This is a genomic window from Azonexus sp., from assembly GCF_030824335.1.
In the GTDB taxonomy this organism is placed as follows: domain Bacteria; phylum Pseudomonadota; class Gammaproteobacteria; order Burkholderiales; family Rhodocyclaceae; genus Azonexus.
In genome coordinates this window covers 20,805-37,254 of sequence record NZ_JAVBXX010000019.1, presented here as the reverse complement: position 1 = coordinate 37,254, position 16,450 = coordinate 20,805, and the positions used below count along the sequence as shown (strand labels likewise).

Genomic DNA, 16,450 nt, shown 5'->3' with positions numbered 1-16,450 from the left:
GCTCCTTACTGGATGATGAAAGAGGTAAACAGAACGGACACGATCGGTCCTTCGGAGTGCTGTTTGACGCCTTGCTTGTTTGTGACAGGCGGATTGATGGCATCGTTGATCTCTTGCATGATTTCCGAGGCAAGTTTTTCTTTGCCTTCTTTCGGTAACAGTTCCGATGCTTTCCTGCTCGAAAGCAATAGCGTAACGTTGTTGCGAATTCTTGGCATCAAGACAGTTAGACTTTCTTGGGCGGTGGGATCTTCCAGTTCGACAGAGAGAGCGACTTGCAGATACTGGTCACCAACTTCCGGGACTAGATTGACTGTGAATGGGTCGAGGTTAACAAATACAGGAGGAGCAGACTTTTCCTTCTTTTTGTTAGCCTTTTTATTTGGCTTGACGTTTTCTTCTGCGGCTTCTTCCTCGTCAAGTTCGTCATGACCTCCCGACATCAACAGGTAAGCCGCACCTCCGCCGCCAATTAATAGCAGAAGAAAGAAAGCGACTATGATGATAAGCAGCTTTTTGCTTTTCTTCGGGGCGCCATCTGCCCCTTCTTCGGCTGGCTTTGCATCCTTGGCCATGCTTTTTCCTTTTTAGGTTTATCGTTCAGGCAAATAGATCAACCAAGCCCCTGCCGCGCAGGACGGGCTGGCTCGTCGTGCTGGAGTCCATGTGCTTATCGGCCGAAAGTATAGCGTCTTCACCTCTCGAACGGGGTGTCTCGCCGAATTGCGCGGAGGATTGCTGCTGTTGCGGTGTTTGCGATCCAACGTTTGCTTGCCCCAAGTTGATGCCTGCGCCAGATAGCATTTCCCGCAGGCGTGGCATGGCTTCGTCCAGTGCCTGGCGAACTTCCGCGTTGGCTGCAACAAAGTGGGCTGACATCTGATCGCCGTTAAGGCTGATGTTGATTTGAATCGGCCCCATCTGCGGAGGGGTGATGTTGATTTGGGCGCTCTGAATGTCGCCACGTGCCAGCCAAACGACGCGTTCGCCTATTTGTTGCGCCCAACGAGGGTCATTAACCGGGACGCCGACATTTTGCGAATTGTCGGTACGTGTTGCTGCGTTGCTGTGAATTTTTTCTTGCGCGGCTAACGCGGAAGAGAAATTGGTGCCGGCATTTTGCGGGGAGTCGCCGGCAACTTTTGCCGGCTCGTTGTTGCTCGGCAGTATGTCTGCTGCCAATGAAGGAGGCGTGCTGCCTGTTAGATTGCCTGCCTGTTTGTCGCTTGCGCCAGGCATTACGTTCGCGAGATGGTTTTCGGCGGTTTCGAGCGAAATTTGGTCCTTGGCATCCGTTATCGGGCCAAGTGATTTTGCATCGTTGCGTGTACTTAGTGCGCTCTTGGCGTCGCTAGTTGTTGTGATGCCAGCAAGTAAATGGTTGTTAGCTGCAATTTCCCCTGCGCCAAACGCGATAACGCTATCGTCTGCTGTTGCATTGCTGCCAGTTTTTGTGCTGCGAGATGTTTCTTGATCCGTAAAAGAGTCTTGCGTTATATCTTTTCCCTTGATCTCGCGTGGAGGTAGACTGTCGAAAAAAGCGATACTGGCCAAAGATAGAGGGTCGATGGCTTCTTTTTTTTCAGTGGCCGATTCGTCTTGCGATGGCTTCAGAGATGGGGGGGCGGTAAGTACAGGTAATTGCCCGGAAATAGAGAGCTGATCAAGAATAGAGAGCTGATCAGGAATAGAGAGCTGATCAGGAATAGAGAGCTGATTGGCGAGCGATGTGTCGACAATCTGTCCTGCCAGGAGTGAGGAAAAGTCCATCGGTGCCTGATCGCCAGTCGGGGTGCCGGATGCGGAGGAGGTTTTGCTCCCGCCGTTGAGTGCCATGGAGGGCACGACAGAAATACCCATCTTGTTTTCCGCCTTGAAGGTTGTTTGCTTGGATTAAAGCAAGCAGTATGCCTGGTCGGGTATCAGTCGTTCTCGGGTTTGGGGGCAGTGGCGAATTTCCTTGCTGAATACTCGTCCTGCAGTTTTTGCTCCATTTTGCCTTCGCGCAGTCGTTCTTTTGCATCGTGGCGAATTGAAAGGGTGTCTATGGCCTTTAGCCTGGTGTTTTGTTCTTTCCAATGCTGTTGGCCGTGGCTGGTATTGGCTTCGGATTGGCGAACGGCCGCAGTCTGCTGAGTAATTGCCTCGTCGATTCGCCCCAAAAACTCTTGGTAGTTGGCCAGAGTCTGACGAGTCATGCCTTGGGTGATCGATTCGCGTAGCTTGTCTGCATATTCAGCGCGATAGTCCTCGAGCATTTGCAGGCGACTTTTCGCATTCTGCTCGTTGGCAATCAATTGACCGAGCTTGCGCGATGCTTCGTCGGTTCGTGTTTGCATGAGTTCCAGCAGAGGCTGCAGTGAAAAGGCTTGGCTCATTGATTAGCGGAAGAGATTGGCTAGTTCGTTTACCGCACTATCACGATCAGACTTTTCCGTGAGCTTTTGCTGCAAGAATGCCTCCATGCGTGGGTAGAGTGCAATTGATTGGTCGAGTACCGGGTCTGAGCCTGGCGCGTAGGCACCGACAGCAATCAGGTCACGTGAACGCTGGTAACGCGAGAAGAGTACCTTGAAGCGGCGTATGTTTTCCAGTTGGAAATGATCGATCAGATTTACCATGGCACGGCTGATGGATTGTTCGATGTCAATCGCTGGGTAGTGACCGGCGTCAGCCAGCGTTCTGGATAATACGATGTGACCATCGAGAATTGCGCGTGCTGAGTCGGCAATCGGATCTTGCTGATCATCGCCTTCAGCCAGTACTGTATAGAAGGCGGTAATCGAGCCACCGCCTTCCGGGCCGTTGCCTGTCCGTTCAACCAGTTGGGGCAAGCGGGCGAAAACCGAGGGAGGATAGCCGCGGGTGGCGGGTGGCTCACCAATGGCGAGGGCAATTTCTCGCTGGGCCATGGCGTAACGCGTTAATGAGTCCATGATCAGCAGTACGTGTTGTCCCTGGTCACGGAAATATTCGGCAATCGTCGTGGCATAAGCTGCGCCTTGCAGGCGCATCAGTGGGCCATTGTCGGCCGGTGCGGCAACGACGACTGAGCGTCGCATACCCTCTTCGCCAAGAATCTGTTCGATGAACTCCTTGACTTCGCGGCCTCGCTCGCCAATCAGTCCGACGACGATAACCTGGGCTTCGGTATATCGGGCCATCATGCCCAGCAGAACCGACTTGCCAACACCTGAGCCGGCAAAAAGCCCCATGCGCTGGCCGCGTCCGACGGTCAACAGCGCATTGATGGCGCGAATGCCGACATCCAGCGGGCGTTCAATGGCTGCGCGGCTCATCGGATTGATCGGGCGGCTTTGCAATGAACGTGCGTGGCCGGCGATCAGCGGGCCTTTACCATCGAGTGGGCGCCCTACACTGTCGAGAACCCGGCCGAGCAATTCCTCTCCGACAGGAACTTGCTTGGCCCGGTCGATGGCGCGCCGCTTGAGGTACTTCGGTTGGTTGACGTGCGGTTGCGGGCTGGGGGCCTCAAAAGGCACGACGCGGGCGCCCGGCGCCAAGCCGAAAACGTCGTCGGATGGCATGAGGTAGAGTTTTTCGCCAGAGAAGCCAACGACTTCAGCTTCGATTGGCGCGCCGCTTCCGGGGAATATATGACAAGTGCTGCCTAATGGAAGCTTCAGTCCGGAGGCTTCGATAACCAAGCCATTAATTCGGGTCAGGCGGCCGCTCGGCCAGATCGGTTGGGCATTCCCCGCTGCATGTCGGCAATTGTCAAGAAAATTGCGCCAGCGGGCCGAATGGTCGGTGCCCGAATCGCTCAACGGATCAGCCATTGTTCAGGATCGACACCAATCGCTTCGAGGACGCGCTTCCAGCGGGTTTCCAGCGTGGCATCTATTTCGCTTTGGCCGGCTTTCAGCAAGCAACCACCTGGGCTGATTGTGCTGTCCGTCACCAAGTGCATGCTGCCTTGGCCCAGCGTTTCGCTGAGCGCTTCACGCAGGCTGGCAATGTCGTCCGGGTTGGCGTGCAGGGCGATATTGCCGTGATGCACCGGTAGGGCCTGCAGTGCTTCCCGAATGATGGGCAACAACAATTCACGGTGTGTATTCAGTGCGGTACGGACAACCTGCGCTGCAACCTCCAGTGCCAGGTCCAGAGTCTGTTCCGCAACGGATTGGTCGAGATTTGCCAGCGCACTGGTGAAATTTGCGGTCAACGTGCCAATACGGGCAATTTCCTGCGCCGTGGCTTCCTGCAGCGCGGCTTCGCCTGCCTGTCGTCCCTCTTCTAGTCCTGCCTGATAGCCTTCCTGACGCGCTTGCTCATGAATTTGCTCGATTTCGTCCGCAGTCGGCAGGTTGACCGGGCCACTGACGACTTCACCGTGATCTTCGCTGTCGACCTCGATGATTTCTTCTTGGGCAGGAGGGGGGCTTGGTGCTGCTGCCGGTTTGACCACCTTGCCGTCGAAATCGTTGGCTTGCCAGCGACTGAACGCTGCGAGTTGTTCTTTCGGGATGACGCTGGACATGGGGTCAGACCATCTGTTCGCCACCGGCGCCGCCGAGGACGATCTGGCCTTCGTCGGCCAGGCGGCGGACAATCTTCAGGATTTCCTTCTGCTCGGCCTCGACTTCCGACAGGCGGACCGGCCCCTTCGATTCGAGGTCTTCACGCAGCATCTCGGCTGCCCGCTGCGACATGTTTTTGAATATTTTCTCGCGCAACTCTGGCGAGGCGCCTTTCAGTGCCATGACCAGCGAGTCGGATTGAACTTCGCGCATGATCATCTGGATCGAACGGTCGTCGATATCCATCAGGTTCTCGAAGACGAACATTTCATCGAGGATCTTTTGTGCCAGGTCGGGATCGTATTCCCGGATTGCATCGACCACTGAGGTTTCGTTGGCGGTGCCAATGAAATTGAGGATTTCCGCAACGGTACGTACGCCGCCCATGGCCGTTCGTTTGATGCTTGTGGAGCCGGAGAGAATCCGCAGCATGGCTTCGTTCAATTCACGCAACGCCGCAGGCTGGATACCTTCCAGTGTTGCGATGCGTAGCACGACGTCGTTGCGCAGGCGCTCAGTAAAGTGGTTGAGAATCTCACTGGCATGATCATGCTCAAGATGGACGAGAATTGTTGCAATGATCTGTGGGTGCTCGTTCTTGATCAGATCTGCGACGGTCTGCGCATCCATCCATTTCAATCCCTCAATGCCCGAGGTTTCACCACCTTGCAGAATGCGGGAAATGAGGTTCGACGCCTTGTCGTCGCCCAGTGCCTTGGTCAGTACCGAACGAATATAGCTATCGGTATCCACGTGGACCGCAGAATGTTCTTCTGCATCCTTGTGAAATTCATCAAGTACCGCTTCCACGGTTGTGCGCGGTACGCTCTTCAGGGCGGCCATGGCGTGACCGAGCTTTTGTACTTCACGGGGGCCGAGGTGTTTGAGAACTTCGGCTGCGTGATCTTCACCCAGCGCGATCAGCAGGGTTGCACTTTTTTCCAGTCCGTCGTCAGCTGGCATTGGCGCCGATCCAGTCCTTGATAATGTTGGCTACCGCCTTGGAGTCGGCCTGCGCGAAATCGCGCGCTTTTTGTACCTTGGCAGCATAGTGGTCGATCTGCACGATATCCTCTTCTTCGCCGTCTTCTCCCAGCACTTTGACGTGTCCCGCTGCACCTGCGACGCCTTCCGCCGTAAGTCGGTCCTCCTCGGTCTCGGGGGGCGGGAACATGGTCTTGAGGGTTGGCTGAATGATCTTGAAATACAGGAAGGCGATTACCATCGCGATCAAGGCGTACTGTAGCAGTTCCTTGGCGTAGGCGATATTTTCCGGATCTTTCCAGAGCGGCAGCGCGTTGTCGGTTTTGTCCGCCATGGTGAAGGGCGCATTGGCAACAGAAATGGAGTCGCCGCGATCCTGGCTGAATCCCATCGCTTCCCGCACCAGATCGTTGATCTGCTTCATTTCATTGTCCGCCAAAGCCTTGTTAACTTCTTTGCCGGTTTTTGCGTCAATCTCTTTGCGATGGTTGACCACAACAGCTGCCGTCAGGCGACGTATGGCGCCCATGCCTTGTTTTGTATGGCGGATCGTTCGATCAATCTCGTAGTTGATGGTTGAGTTCTTGGAGGTATTGATTGGCTGGCCGGCGGCATTCAGCGGTGCGGTCACGCCTGCTGCATCAATCCGTCCGGGAATGTTGGTCGCCGGAGTTGGTGTCGCAGCAGCACCTGCCGCTGGTGCTGTCAGTGGTGCGGTGGCCGGTGCTGGTGGCTGATTGGTCAAGGCGCCCGGCACGCCGCCGGCAGGTGAGCTGACGCTGGCCGTTTCGTTGCTTTGCTGGCTACGAATGCTGCCCGAGTCTGGTGTTGCATTGGGACGGAAAGTTTCTGCCGTCTGCTCACTTTGTGAAAAGTCGATATCGGCTGCAATCTGTACTTTGAAATTGTCCGGGCCGAGTACTGGTTTCAGAATCGCCTCAATCCGGCCGCTGATACTGCTCTCCAGTTCGCGAACATATTTGAGCTGGGTTGCATCGAGTCCGGCTTCTGTCAGTTTGCTCTTCAGGGTTGAAAGAAGCGTACCATTTTGGTCAAGAATGCTGACATTGGCCGACTGAAGTTGTGGCACGCTTGATGAAATCAGGTGGGTAATGCCGGCGACTTGGGCGCTGTCGAGGGAGCGCCCCGGATACATATTGAGCATCACGGAAGCTGTGGGTTTCTGCTCTTCGCGGACAAAGACGGAAGGTTTCGGAATAGCCAAATGGACGCGGGCAGACTGTACCGCACCGATCGACATGATGGTGCGTGCAAGTTCTCCCTCCAGGCCGCGTTGGTAATTGACCTGTTCGGCAAATTGGCTGATACCGAACTTCTGGTTCTCCATCAGCTCGAAGCCGATCATGCCGCCGCGTGGTAGCCCTTCCGAGGCCAGCTTGAGGCGAACTTCGTGTACGCGCTCGCCGGGGACCATGATAGCGCCACTATTCGATAGGCGATGCGGGATATTTTGCTGTTCAAGGCTGGCAATTATGTTGCCGCCATCCTTTTCGTTCAGATTGGAAAAGAGTACCTTGAAATCAGGTTGCTGGTTCCAAAGCATAAAACCGACGATGATTGAAATGATGGCCGCAATAGCTATGGCAAGGCCAATTTTCTGCTGTCCGCTCAGGCGATTGAAAGACTCACGCAGGCGATCCACCGGATTTTCCGGCGGTGCGTTTTCTGCGGAGTTTTCAGTTGTTGCTGCCATCAAATGCCGAGTCGATTAAGGTGAAATAGAAGAAGAATCAATCATGAAGCCAAATTTTCCTAGAAATATTCTACTATTACCGGCGCTGAATTCACCTGAACTTTTTCATGACTAATCCCTTGCCTACTGCGGTCGACGCTGCGGCCCGTGACAAAACCGCCGAATTGCAACATGCATTTGCGGTATTCAACCAAGTCTCGGCGGAATTGACGCAGGCTTATGAAGCATTACAGGGGCGTGCGGCATCGTTGACGCAAGAACTTGCCGTGGCGAATGGTGAATTACGTCGTCAATATCGGGAAAAGGAGGCCTTGTCAGAGCGCTTGTCATCCTTGCTGGATGCCTTGCCGGCGGGGGTGGTGTTGTTGGACTCTGGGGCCCGTGTCACTGCTGTTAATCCGGTTGCGATCGCAATGTTTGGCGAGCAGGCACTGGGAGAGCACTGGGGAGATGTGGTCAATCGAACGCTGGCACCGACGCTGACCGTCGGTGAGTGGCGCTTGGGCGAGGCTTTTGTCTCGATGGCGGAAAGTGTCTTGCCATCCGGGGAGGGCAAGATACTACTGATTCATGACATCAGTTCCGCGCAACGGATGAAAGAGGAACTGGAGCGTAGTCAGCGCCTTGCGGCAATGGGCGAGATGGCTGCTTCATTGGCGCACCAGTTGCGTACGCCGCTTGCTGCAGCGCTTTTGTACGCCGAAAATCTTGGCCAGCCAGGAATCGGCGAGGAGGCCAGGGCAAAGTTTTCCGAGAAAGCTGTCGGGCAACTGCGTCGTCTGGAGCGACTCATTCAGGATGTGTTGCTTTTTGCCAAAGGTGAGAGCATCGGGCGTGATGTAATTTTGGCGAGAGATTTGCTGTATGAGGCAGGGCAAACACTTGAGCCATTAATGCGTGAGCACGGGGTCGAGTTTGTTACGGTCGACCAGTGCGCAAACGCAATAATTGTCGGTGACCGAAAAGCCTTGTTCGGTGCCTTGGTAAACCTGCTGGAAAATGCCCTGCAGGCGACGCCGTCAGGCGGCAAAATTTGCCTTGCCGGCAAAATTTGCAACGAATGCCTGATGCTTTCCGTTCGGGATAGTGGCCCCGGGATTCCGCCAGATAAGCGCGATCGCATATTTGAACCCTTCTATACAACCAAGGGGCAGGGAACCGGTCTTGGTCTGGCTATTGCATTGGGCGTGGCCAGGGCGCATGGCGGAAACATTGAGGTTTCTTTGGTGCTCGAAGCCGGGGCGGAATTTGTCATGACATTGCCTTTATGCATGGCGCAAAGCGAAAGTTGAAAAATGAGCGAACATAGTTTGCCGGTTCTCGTGGTGGAAGATGATCCCAGTTTGCGCGAAGCAATCGGTGACACGCTGGAGTTGGCCGGGCGCGCCTATGTTGCGGTTGATGGTGGTCTGGCTGCGCTTAAAGTATTGGACGAAAAAGCATTTTCGATTGTGGTCAGTGATGTCCGAATGATGCCCATGGATGGCATTACCTTGCTCAAGGAAATTCGCAGTCGCTTGCCTCATCTGCCAGTGGTTTTGATGACGGCTTATGCCGAAGTGGATAAGGCTGTCGATGCGATGCGCTCCGGGGCGTGCGATTTTTTACTCAAGCCTTTTGCCCCTCAAGCTTTGCTTGGTCACATCAACAAGTATGAGTTGGCAGCCAACCGGGATGACTCTGGGGTAATTGCCGAAGACGTAGCCAGTCGAGATCTTTTCGCGATGGCCCGACGTGTTGCCCAAACAGATGCGACGGTGTTGCTCACTGGCGAATCAGGTGTTGGCAAGGAAGTGGTTGCTCGCTTCATTCATCGAAACTCGACGCGGCATGATGGCCCGTTTGTCGCCATTAACTGTGCTGCGATACCGGATAGCCTGCTCGAAGCCACGTTGTTTGGCTATGAAAAGGGCGCCTTTACCGGCGCTCAGCAAGCGCAGGCAGGAAAATTTGAGCAAGCCCAGAATGGTACGCTGTTGCTCGATGAGGTGACGGAAATGCCCATGGGCCTTCAGGCCAAATTGTTGCGTGTCTTGCAGGAACGTGAAGTGGAACGGGTCGGGGGAAAGAAACCGGTTGCCCTGAATATCCGTATTGTGGCAACTTCAAATCGGGATATGGCTGAAGCTGTAGCCAAAGGTGGATTCCGTGAAGATTTGTACTACCGGTTAAATGTTTTTCCCGTGGCTATTCCAGCGCTACGCCAACGACCTCTGGATATCCTTCCGATAGCCCGCCATTTCTTGGTCGAGCACGGTGCCCGCTTTGGGCGTGTTGGTATGTCTTTCTCATCCGGAGCGGAGTGTGCGCTCACCGCTTATGTTTGGCCTGGCAATGTGCGCGAGTTGGAAAATGTTGTTCAGCGCGCTTTGATCATGGCACCTGGTTCGATAATTGATCCCGAACATCTGAGTCTCTCTGCGCAACCAAGTGGCAAGCTTCAACCTGCTGCTTCCTCGGTTTCGGGGCAGGAAAAAAAAGGCGATAATATAAACATGAAGGATATGGAGCGCGACCATATCCTGCAAACCTTGGCAGAGGTTGGTGGTTCGAGGAAGATGGCGATTGAGCGCTTGGGTATTTCAGAGCGCACATTACGCTATAAATTGCAGCAGTATCGCGAAGAAGGTCATTATGAGGATTGAGCGTGGTCCATCTTTTGCTTAATCTTTTTGACTGAAGGAGTTGATGATGGACACCAAGGGTATAGAACAGATGTTAAGTGTGTTGCGGACCACCGCAACACAGGCTTCCGGCAAATCGGCAGAAAGTGCTGCTGGTTCGACTGATTTTTCGGAGGCCCTGAAAAATTCGATCGATAAAGTTAATCAGACACAGAAGTCCGCTAACGAAATGGCTGAAAAGCTTGCTGCGGGTGATAGCAGCCAAAATCTGCACGAAGTGATGATTGCGCTGCAAACTGCCAGTGTGTCTTTTCAGGAAATGGTCCAAGTCCGCAACAAGCTGGTTACGGCTTATCAGGACATGATGAATATGCAGGTCTGATTAGGATGTCGTTGGGGTGGTGAACTGGTCGCTCGCCTCATCAGTCCAGGTATTTCTTTGCGGCTTCCAGTTGTGCTTGACGGAAAGCTTCCTGTTTCTGTCGGCGCTCTTCCTCCCGCCTCGCTTGCTCTTCTGCCCTGAGTCTACGTTGCTCAGCCCTCTTGAGTGCCGCAATACGGCTTCTCCGGATGTTCTGGCTGATGATGATCGTTAGGCCAAGAACAATTGTGGCGACGATGCCTTTTTCCAGCGGGCTATTGATGACGTTGATGAGCATCAGCGCGCCAATTGATATTTCAATCCAGAAGTGCTGGTGTTGAATGTTGCTAGACTGCATTTTTAGAAAAAAACATATTGGACGCCAAGGATTTTAACGGCGGCAAAAAGTGTTGCCAAGGTTGTTCTGTTTTGAGGTTAGCTTTGATCAGATTTGCCGTCTTTTGTCTTGCGCTCTCGTTCCAGTCGGGTAATGTAGCGTTCGATCAGCGCTAGCCGCGTGCCGGGTAGATTGACAAATTCACAGCCCAAACGGAGTAGAGGCTCTCCATCTGAGGTTTCAATTCTGGAAACCTCTTTCACTCGCAGGTTAACTGAAGTAACGCTTTCGCCTGGAATCTCCAAGCGGCAGTCAGCGAATAATTCACCTAAGACAAATTGCTCTGCATACTCAATTTTCCCTGTCAGGCACATGCCACCACCGCTGATGTCGTGGAGGGGGAAATCAAAAGTCCTTGAGTGTGCCTCTGTGTCGAATTTGGCCAGCTTGCAGCGTACGGGAGGGTGGCGGGGTGTTTCAATACGGAAAAAATCACGTCGCTGCAAACGCAGCATTTGTTCAGGGAGTTTGCAGGACAATATCGGGTGGTCGTCGATGGTTATTAGTTCAAAAGGACTAAGCCGGCATTGAATTTTGATGCGGTTAACGATCGTTGATAGGGTGATCTGTTGGGCAGACAGCGCATGCTGGATTTGTTCATGCAGTCTGGGGGCATCGAACAAAATACGTCGATTTTCTTCGTCGACCGCAAGTATGGTGCTGAGAAAAAACTCTCGGCCTGTATCAAGATAGAGCGTGACAAAACTATGTTTCTTTTGAAGCGTGCGAAGATGACCAAGAATCTCGCGTGAGTTATTGAGGATGCACTGTTTGTGTGCTTCCGGTTGATCGATTTCAAAAAGAGGAACAGATTTTTCTTGGTTTGAGGGATGCATGTAGCGCAGTCAGGCGGTGGGGTGTCACGACTTGGGAGGTTCTGAATCTTCGCCCTGTTCAATTCGATAGAGCCAAGCCAGCAGTTCCGCGACGGCCATGTATAACTGCGGGGGGATATGTTCGTCAATATCCACTTGTGTCAGGAGGGCAACCAGTTCCGGTGACTCATGGACGTAAACGCCGTGTTCTTTGGCTTTCGCGATAATTTGCTCGGCAACAAACCCCTTGCCTTTAGCAACAACGCGCGGTGCAGCATCTGTTTGGCGATAGGCTAAAGCAATCGCTTCGCGTGCAGAATCAGCCTTCGATTGCTGGCTCATGGTCGATCAATATTTGCCGAACACTCAAGCCTGCTGCTTCTAGTTGTTTGTGCAGTGTAGGAATTTTTTCGCGCATAAGAGTTTCTCCTTCGTTTGAATTCGAGAATATGCGTATACCTAATTCTCCGTCTGATTGCAGATGTATTCGGGCATCAATTCCACCGAGTAGCGGGAGTGTCAGTTTAAGGCGGGTATGCCATTTGGCGGTGGCATCCTCTCCGACCCGATTACGATCTTCAGGGTTTTCTCCGATTTCCCACCACATTTTCTGACCTGGCCAAATTTGTCCTTGCCAAGCAAAGTTTTGATTGGCTAAGCCATCAAGTTGTTGTTGTACGAGTGGAGCGAGGTCGGGTGGGATGCTAGTGGCAGTTGTAGTTGTAGGAACGGGGGACTCTACGCGCACTGATTGCGGCGAACCCTCTGCTGCGGCTGCGATGGACAAGCCAGTTGGTGTCCCTGGCGTGTTTGGCGAAGGGGGGGCGGCTGAGTTTGCCGCGGTGGAACCTTGTGGATTATTGGTGTGTGTGCTGGCTTGATCTACTGGCTGATTGCTCGGTTGTGCAGGGGGTTGATGAGCATTTGTCCGATCGAGTATTGGCGAAGCTTCAGGGAGCGATGCCGTTTGTGTGGCAGGGAGACCGAATGGTGTTGGAACACCTTGGGCGGTAACCAGAGTTTTCCCTTGTGGTTCTTGGCGCAATTGCTCCGTCGGCAATTGCCCCCTGACCCAGCGTGCCTGGTGGGCTTCGTAAAACATCCCGCTCTGCGTCAGTGCCTGTTTGAGTATCGGCGCCAGTTGTACCCCATCTTTCGGCATGCTGGCCACCAGCGCTTGATTACCATTGAGTGGCGCGGCCGGCGCACGCTTGCCCTGACCATCAATTTCCTGCATCAGGTCGCCGATCAACTTGCCGGCAGAGGTCAGTGATGTGTTTACTGAGGCCGTTTGCCCTGAGCGGCCTTCCTGCGGAGCCCTGTCTGCCACTACGGCTAGACTGAGCTTACCATCTGACTCGACTACTTCCAGTTCTAGGCTGTCACCAGCCTTGGCTGAAAAGGGTAGGGCCAGGGTGATGTCGCGCTGGGCAATAACGGCTCGATACGTGCCGTTCGGCAACATGCTCTGGATATCGGCGAAAACCCGCTGCCCAGGCACAAGGTTGCTGAGTACATCAGCAATCCGTTGAGCAGGGGGAACGGGTTGGGTCTGCTGAGATTGTGTCGCACCGGACGCATTGGGCAACTGGGTGCGCAACGTATTGGCAACGTCAGCCGGGATCATGATTGCTTCTGTTGGTTGACTGAGAGCGCGTTAATCAGAGGAGCTATTTGCGCTTTGCGGATATTGCATTCCTCAATCGCTCGCTCCAGTTTTTGGATGAGTTGCTCCAGTTCCCTGCGGCTGATTGTTGCTTGCGTCAGTTTTACAGGGCTACCTACTGCCTTTAGTGCTGGTAATAATTGGCTTTCAATGTCGCCGATTTCGTCCCAGCGCCCCTCTCGCAACATTCCCAACAAAGCATCCAAACTGCTGAGCAGGTTGCTTGCTTCGTTTTTGAATTGTTCCGAAGTGCGGGCGATTAACGAGTTATCCACCGGATTGACGTAGCGTTTGCCCCATTTCGCGCCAGGCACCCGAAATTTCGCCGAGCAACTTCTGCACTTCCTTGATTGCGGCCGGATCCTGGTGAATGTTGGCGTGGATCAACCGTGAGGCCATATAGTCATATAAGGACTTCAGGTTTTGTGCCAACTCTCCACCTTTCTCGTCATTCAGGCTGGCCGACAAACCGGTCAAGATAATATCAATCGCTTTAGTAAGCGCGCCCGATCGACCTTTGATATCGTTGGTTTCAATACAGAAGAGCGCCTGTTGCAAAGCAGATTCAGCGCCATCGAAAAGTAGAATGATCAGCCGATGGGGATCCGCTCCGCGTACTTCTGACTCTAGGTCTACTTGTTGGTAAGCGGCAATAGGATTGGTGAACATGGTTCTTTCGATAATTAGTCAGTTTGGACTTGGCGGGGCCGCCAAGTATTAGTAGTGGGTTTAGGAGGATGATGTCAACTGGGCGAGTTGTTGCCCGAGATAGCCGCTCGTAGTCTGCATCGTGTTGACGTATTTGTCGAGTGCGGTGAACTGGGCACGGTAGCGTTTCTCGATCAAGGAAAGTCGATTTTCGACGGCTTCCTTATTGTCTGTAAAACGAGTCACTGAACTTTTCAGTCCGTTGATTCTGTTGCTGACCATTCCGTCTGTGGATTGTAATGAATTCACGGTGTTGCTGAAGGACTCTCCATAGGCCTTCAATAGATTGGTTACGTCATTTGGAGAATTGTTGATCGCTGTTTCCAGCTTGGTACTGTCGAGTTTGAGCTGGCCATTTTGCTGGATGGTTATACCGATCTCGCTGAGGCTTTTGAGCGTTGCGCCGGATAGGCTGGATGGCGTGTTGGTTCGGGCACTATTCAGCATGCTCAATACCGTGCGAACTGTGCTGTCGCCAGTCAGTGCTTGCCCGGTTTTTGTCACGCTGTCATAGCCGCTGTTACTCTTGATGCTCGTGCTTACCCCGTTGAAAGCGTCTACAAATGCCTGAACCGATGTTTTGATTTTCTCGGCATCATTTTTCGTGGTGATGTCTACGGTGCCCGTCTTTTTTGCGGTGAGTGTCAAGCCGGCAATTACCGAGCTGAAAGTATTTGTGCTTGAAGAGACTTCAATGCCGTCAATTTTCATTTTGGCATCCTGAGCAGTGCTACCAATCAGCCCGGGCGTTGTCGTATCAAACGCGGTTAAAGATGAGCCGCTCGTTGGTGTTGCAGTGGACGAGGTGATCGAAAAGACATTGTCCTTGCCGCTTTTCTCGCCGGTCAGAATCATCCGCTGACTACCGTCATCAGAGGTGACGACTGTCGCAGTTACACCAATCTTGGCACTATTGATACTGGAACTAACCTGCGTGAGATTTGAATCTGCCGCAATCTGAACGGTCTTGTTCGTGGCAGGATTATTGCCAACACTGAAGGTCAACTCGCCAGCACCAAACGTTGTTCCAGATGCATAGGTATTGGAGAAGCTTTTTTGCGCGCTGGCTAGCTGCGTGACCTCCATTGAATACGAGCCAATCGCGGCAGTGAACGATGCGCTGGCGCCAAGAATGTTGGCGTCACTTGAGCTTGCACTCACCGCAGACATCTGCGACGGGGAGCTCAGAGTATTTGCCGCTGTTCCCAAGGTATCCAACCTTGAACTAATCGTCCCATAAGCAGAGATTTTGGTGTTGGCCGAGGAGATTTTGTTTTCAATGGCGGTAAGCGGCGCCCGTTCCGCGGCCATGATGGTAGTCAGCATCTTTTGTAAATCGACGCCGGTACCAATTCCGAGAGAGCTGATGTTTGCCATGATGTTATCTCCTGAGCTTTATCAAGCCTTGTCTTTGATTAACAAGCCTTGCAGTTTATCGAGTGCCCTCGCCAAGGCGACGGCTTCTTCCGACGGCATTTGCCGAATCACTTCACTCGAATTGCGGTCAATGATCTTGACCACGCGAATTCCTGAAGATTCATCGACGGAAAAGTTGATATCCGACTGGTTGGGGGCGACGAATTCAGCGATTTTCTTGATCGCATTGTCGACGTCGTCACGGTTGATATCCTGGCGTTTTTCGTTATCGGTCTGCGTTTGCCGATTGGAGGCAACTGCTGTGGCAGAGTCGCCAGCGATTGGCGACTTCGCCTGCACGGCAGCCTGACGCGCGGCTTGTTGGGAACTGTCGGTCGTTGCTGAGCGCTGGGGCACACTTCCGGCAGTGATTGATTCGATGTTCATTTTCTACTCCTAAACGACAAAGGTGCGGTGCCTTTGAAGCTACCGCACCTTATCCGGAAGGCGAAAGCGTTAAGGATTAACGCAGCAGCGACAGCACGTTTTGCGGAACGGCGTTCGCCTGAGCAACCATCGCGGTACCGGCTTGCTGGAGTACCTGGAAGCGCGACAGGCGCGAGGTTTCTTCGGCGAAGTCAGCGTCCATGATCCGGCTGCGGGCGGCTTGCTGATTTTCGTACATCACGCGCTTGGACTGGATGTTGTATTCCTGATTGTTCATCTCGGCACCCAGCGTGGCGCGCACGTTTGATACGCTCGTCAACATGGTGGAGGTCGCTGTACCTGATGCGAGAGTCACGCTGGTAAAGGAACCCGAGCCAGCCGCAGCTTGAGCCTTGGTTTGAATGTCGTTGCCGGTTACTACCAGCTTATCAATTTCTTGTTGATATTCAGTGCTTGATGCACCAACGGCGGTAGCTGCAGTCTGCAAATCCTTCAATTCGCCAATCCGCAGGACGATATCACCCACAACACTCATGGCGCCATCAGCAATTTGCGCATTGGAAATCTTGTCTTGAGCCTCACGAATTCCGACGGCAGTAGTGCGCGAGGCAGATTCTTTTTGCATACCTACCGCCAAGCCGGACGCGTCATCCTTCGCTGAATTAACGCGCAAACCGGAAGACAGACGCTCCATCGCGGAAGCCAGACCCTGAGAGTTCTTTGCCAAGTTGCGTTGGGCGTTGAGCGAATAGGTGTTTGTGTTGATTTGTGACATTTTGCATCTCCTGGTTAGTGGGTACCTAGGGTTGGCCTACTGCCTGATCGGTTTCTGCCTTC

Annotated in this window: 19 protein-coding genes; 3 read left to right on the top strand and 16 right to left on the bottom strand. The window is 53.3% G+C overall.

Annotated elements, in window-relative coordinates:
• Positions 1 to 5 precede the first annotated feature (5 nt).
• The 7 genes from RCI20_RS12260 to fliF all read right to left on the bottom strand — a co-directional run bounded on the left by RCI20_RS12260 (position 6) and on the right by fliF (position 7,239).
• On the bottom strand, positions 6 to 575 hold the full coding sequence (locus RCI20_RS12260; protein WP_306605911.1) for a flagellar basal body-associated FliL family protein: 570 nt from the start codon (positions 573 to 575) through the stop codon (positions 6 to 8).
• Between the two features lie 25 nt (positions 576 to 600).
• A complete protein-coding gene (locus tag RCI20_RS12255) occupies positions 601 to 1,860 on the bottom strand; it encodes a flagellar hook-length control protein FliK (protein ID WP_306605909.1) in 1,260 nt (419 codons plus the stop codon).
• A 62-nt stretch (positions 1,861 to 1,922) separates the two neighbouring features.
• Positions 1,923 to 2,378 carry a flagellar export protein FliJ gene (gene fliJ, locus RCI20_RS12250; protein WP_306605906.1) on the bottom strand — a complete coding sequence of 152 codons (456 nt, stop codon included), beginning with the start codon at positions 2,376 to 2,378 and terminating at the stop codon, positions 1,923 to 1,925.
• A 3-nt stretch (positions 2,379 to 2,381) separates the two neighbouring features.
• Positions 2,382 to 3,800: a flagellar protein export ATPase FliI gene (fliI, locus tag RCI20_RS12245; protein ID WP_306605904.1), complete on the bottom strand. Its 1,419-nt coding sequence runs from the start codon at positions 3,798 to 3,800 to the stop codon at positions 2,382 to 2,384.
• Positions 3,785 to 4,501 carry a flagellar assembly protein FliH gene (locus RCI20_RS12240; protein ID WP_306605902.1) on the bottom strand — a complete coding sequence of 239 codons (717 nt, stop codon included), beginning with the start codon at positions 4,499 to 4,501 and terminating at the stop codon, positions 3,785 to 3,787. Before RCI20_RS12240 ends, fliI begins: the two co-directional genes overlap by 16 nt.
• 4 nt (positions 4,502 to 4,505) lie before the next feature.
• Positions 4,506 to 5,504 carry a flagellar motor switch protein FliG gene (fliG, locus tag RCI20_RS12235; RefSeq protein WP_306605900.1) on the bottom strand — a complete coding sequence of 333 codons (999 nt, stop codon included), beginning with the start codon at positions 5,502 to 5,504 and terminating at the stop codon, positions 4,506 to 4,508.
• Positions 5,494 to 7,239, bottom strand: coding sequence for a flagellar basal-body MS-ring/collar protein FliF (gene fliF, locus RCI20_RS12230; RefSeq protein WP_306605898.1), 1,746 nt, complete (start codon positions 7,237 to 7,239; stop codon positions 5,494 to 5,496). The genes fliG and fliF overlap by 11 nt, the downstream gene beginning before the upstream one ends.
• A gap of 107 nt (positions 7,240 to 7,346) precedes the next feature.
• Between fliF and RCI20_RS12225 the strand changes: the two genes are divergently transcribed.
• From RCI20_RS12225 to fliE, 3 genes are read left to right on the top strand one after another with little or no spacing between them, the layout of a single operon-like run.
• A complete protein-coding gene (locus tag RCI20_RS12225; RefSeq protein WP_306605896.1) occupies positions 7,347 to 8,531 on the top strand; it encodes a PAS domain-containing sensor histidine kinase in 1,185 nt (394 codons plus the stop codon).
• Between the two features lie 3 nt (positions 8,532 to 8,534).
• On the top strand, positions 8,535 to 9,884 hold the full coding sequence (locus tag RCI20_RS12220; RefSeq protein ID WP_306605894.1) for a sigma-54 dependent transcriptional regulator: 1,350 nt from the start codon (positions 8,535 to 8,537) through the stop codon (positions 9,882 to 9,884).
• A gap of 46 nt (positions 9,885 to 9,930) precedes the next feature.
• Positions 9,931 to 10,245: a flagellar hook-basal body complex protein FliE gene (fliE, locus tag RCI20_RS12215; protein ID WP_306606292.1), complete on the top strand. Its 315-nt coding sequence runs from the start codon at positions 9,931 to 9,933 to the stop codon at positions 10,243 to 10,245.
• 40 nt (positions 10,246 to 10,285) lie between these two features.
• Here the strand turns inward: fliE and RCI20_RS12210 are convergent, their stop codons facing one another.
• The 9 genes from RCI20_RS12210 to RCI20_RS12170 form a co-directional block, all read right to left on the bottom strand.
• Entirely contained in the window at positions 10,286 to 10,522 is a 237-nt protein-coding gene (locus RCI20_RS12210; RefSeq protein ID WP_306605892.1) for a hypothetical protein, read from the bottom strand.
• Between the two features lie 137 nt (positions 10,523 to 10,659).
• Positions 10,660 to 11,457, bottom strand: coding sequence for a flagellar brake protein (locus tag RCI20_RS12205; protein WP_306605890.1), 798 nt, complete (start codon positions 11,455 to 11,457; stop codon positions 10,660 to 10,662).
• A 24-nt stretch (positions 11,458 to 11,481) separates the two neighbouring features.
• Positions 11,482 to 11,778 (bottom strand): EscU/YscU/HrcU family type III secretion system export apparatus switch protein, encoded by a 297-nt coding sequence (locus tag RCI20_RS12200; protein ID WP_306605888.1) that lies wholly within the window; start codon positions 11,776 to 11,778, stop codon positions 11,482 to 11,484.
• Positions 11,756 to 13,063 carry a flagellar hook-length control protein FliK gene (locus RCI20_RS12195; RefSeq protein ID WP_306605886.1) on the bottom strand — a complete coding sequence of 436 codons (1,308 nt, stop codon included), beginning with the start codon at positions 13,061 to 13,063 and terminating at the stop codon, positions 11,756 to 11,758. The genes RCI20_RS12200 and RCI20_RS12195 overlap by 23 nt, the downstream gene beginning before the upstream one ends.
• Positions 13,060 to 13,377: a hypothetical protein gene (locus RCI20_RS12190; RefSeq protein ID WP_306605884.1), complete on the bottom strand. Its 318-nt coding sequence runs from the start codon at positions 13,375 to 13,377 to the stop codon at positions 13,060 to 13,062. Before RCI20_RS12190 ends, RCI20_RS12195 begins: the two co-directional genes overlap by 4 nt.
• A complete protein-coding gene (fliS, locus tag RCI20_RS12185) occupies positions 13,370 to 13,771 on the bottom strand; it encodes a flagellar export chaperone FliS (RefSeq protein WP_306605883.1) in 402 nt (133 codons plus the stop codon). Before fliS ends, RCI20_RS12190 begins: the two co-directional genes overlap by 8 nt.
• Before the next feature lie 60 nt (positions 13,772 to 13,831).
• A complete protein-coding gene (gene fliD / locus RCI20_RS12180) occupies positions 13,832 to 15,187 on the bottom strand; it encodes a flagellar filament capping protein FliD (protein WP_306605882.1) in 1,356 nt (451 codons plus the stop codon).
• 21 nt (positions 15,188 to 15,208) lie between these two features.
• Positions 15,209 to 15,613 carry a flagellar protein FlaG gene (locus RCI20_RS12175; protein WP_306605880.1) on the bottom strand — a complete coding sequence of 135 codons (405 nt, stop codon included), beginning with the start codon at positions 15,611 to 15,613 and terminating at the stop codon, positions 15,209 to 15,211.
• A 76-nt stretch (positions 15,614 to 15,689) separates the two neighbouring features.
• A complete protein-coding gene (locus RCI20_RS12170) occupies positions 15,690 to 16,388 on the bottom strand; it encodes a flagellin (RefSeq protein ID WP_306605878.1) in 699 nt (232 codons plus the stop codon).
• Between the last annotated feature and the right edge of the window lie 62 nt (positions 16,389 to 16,450).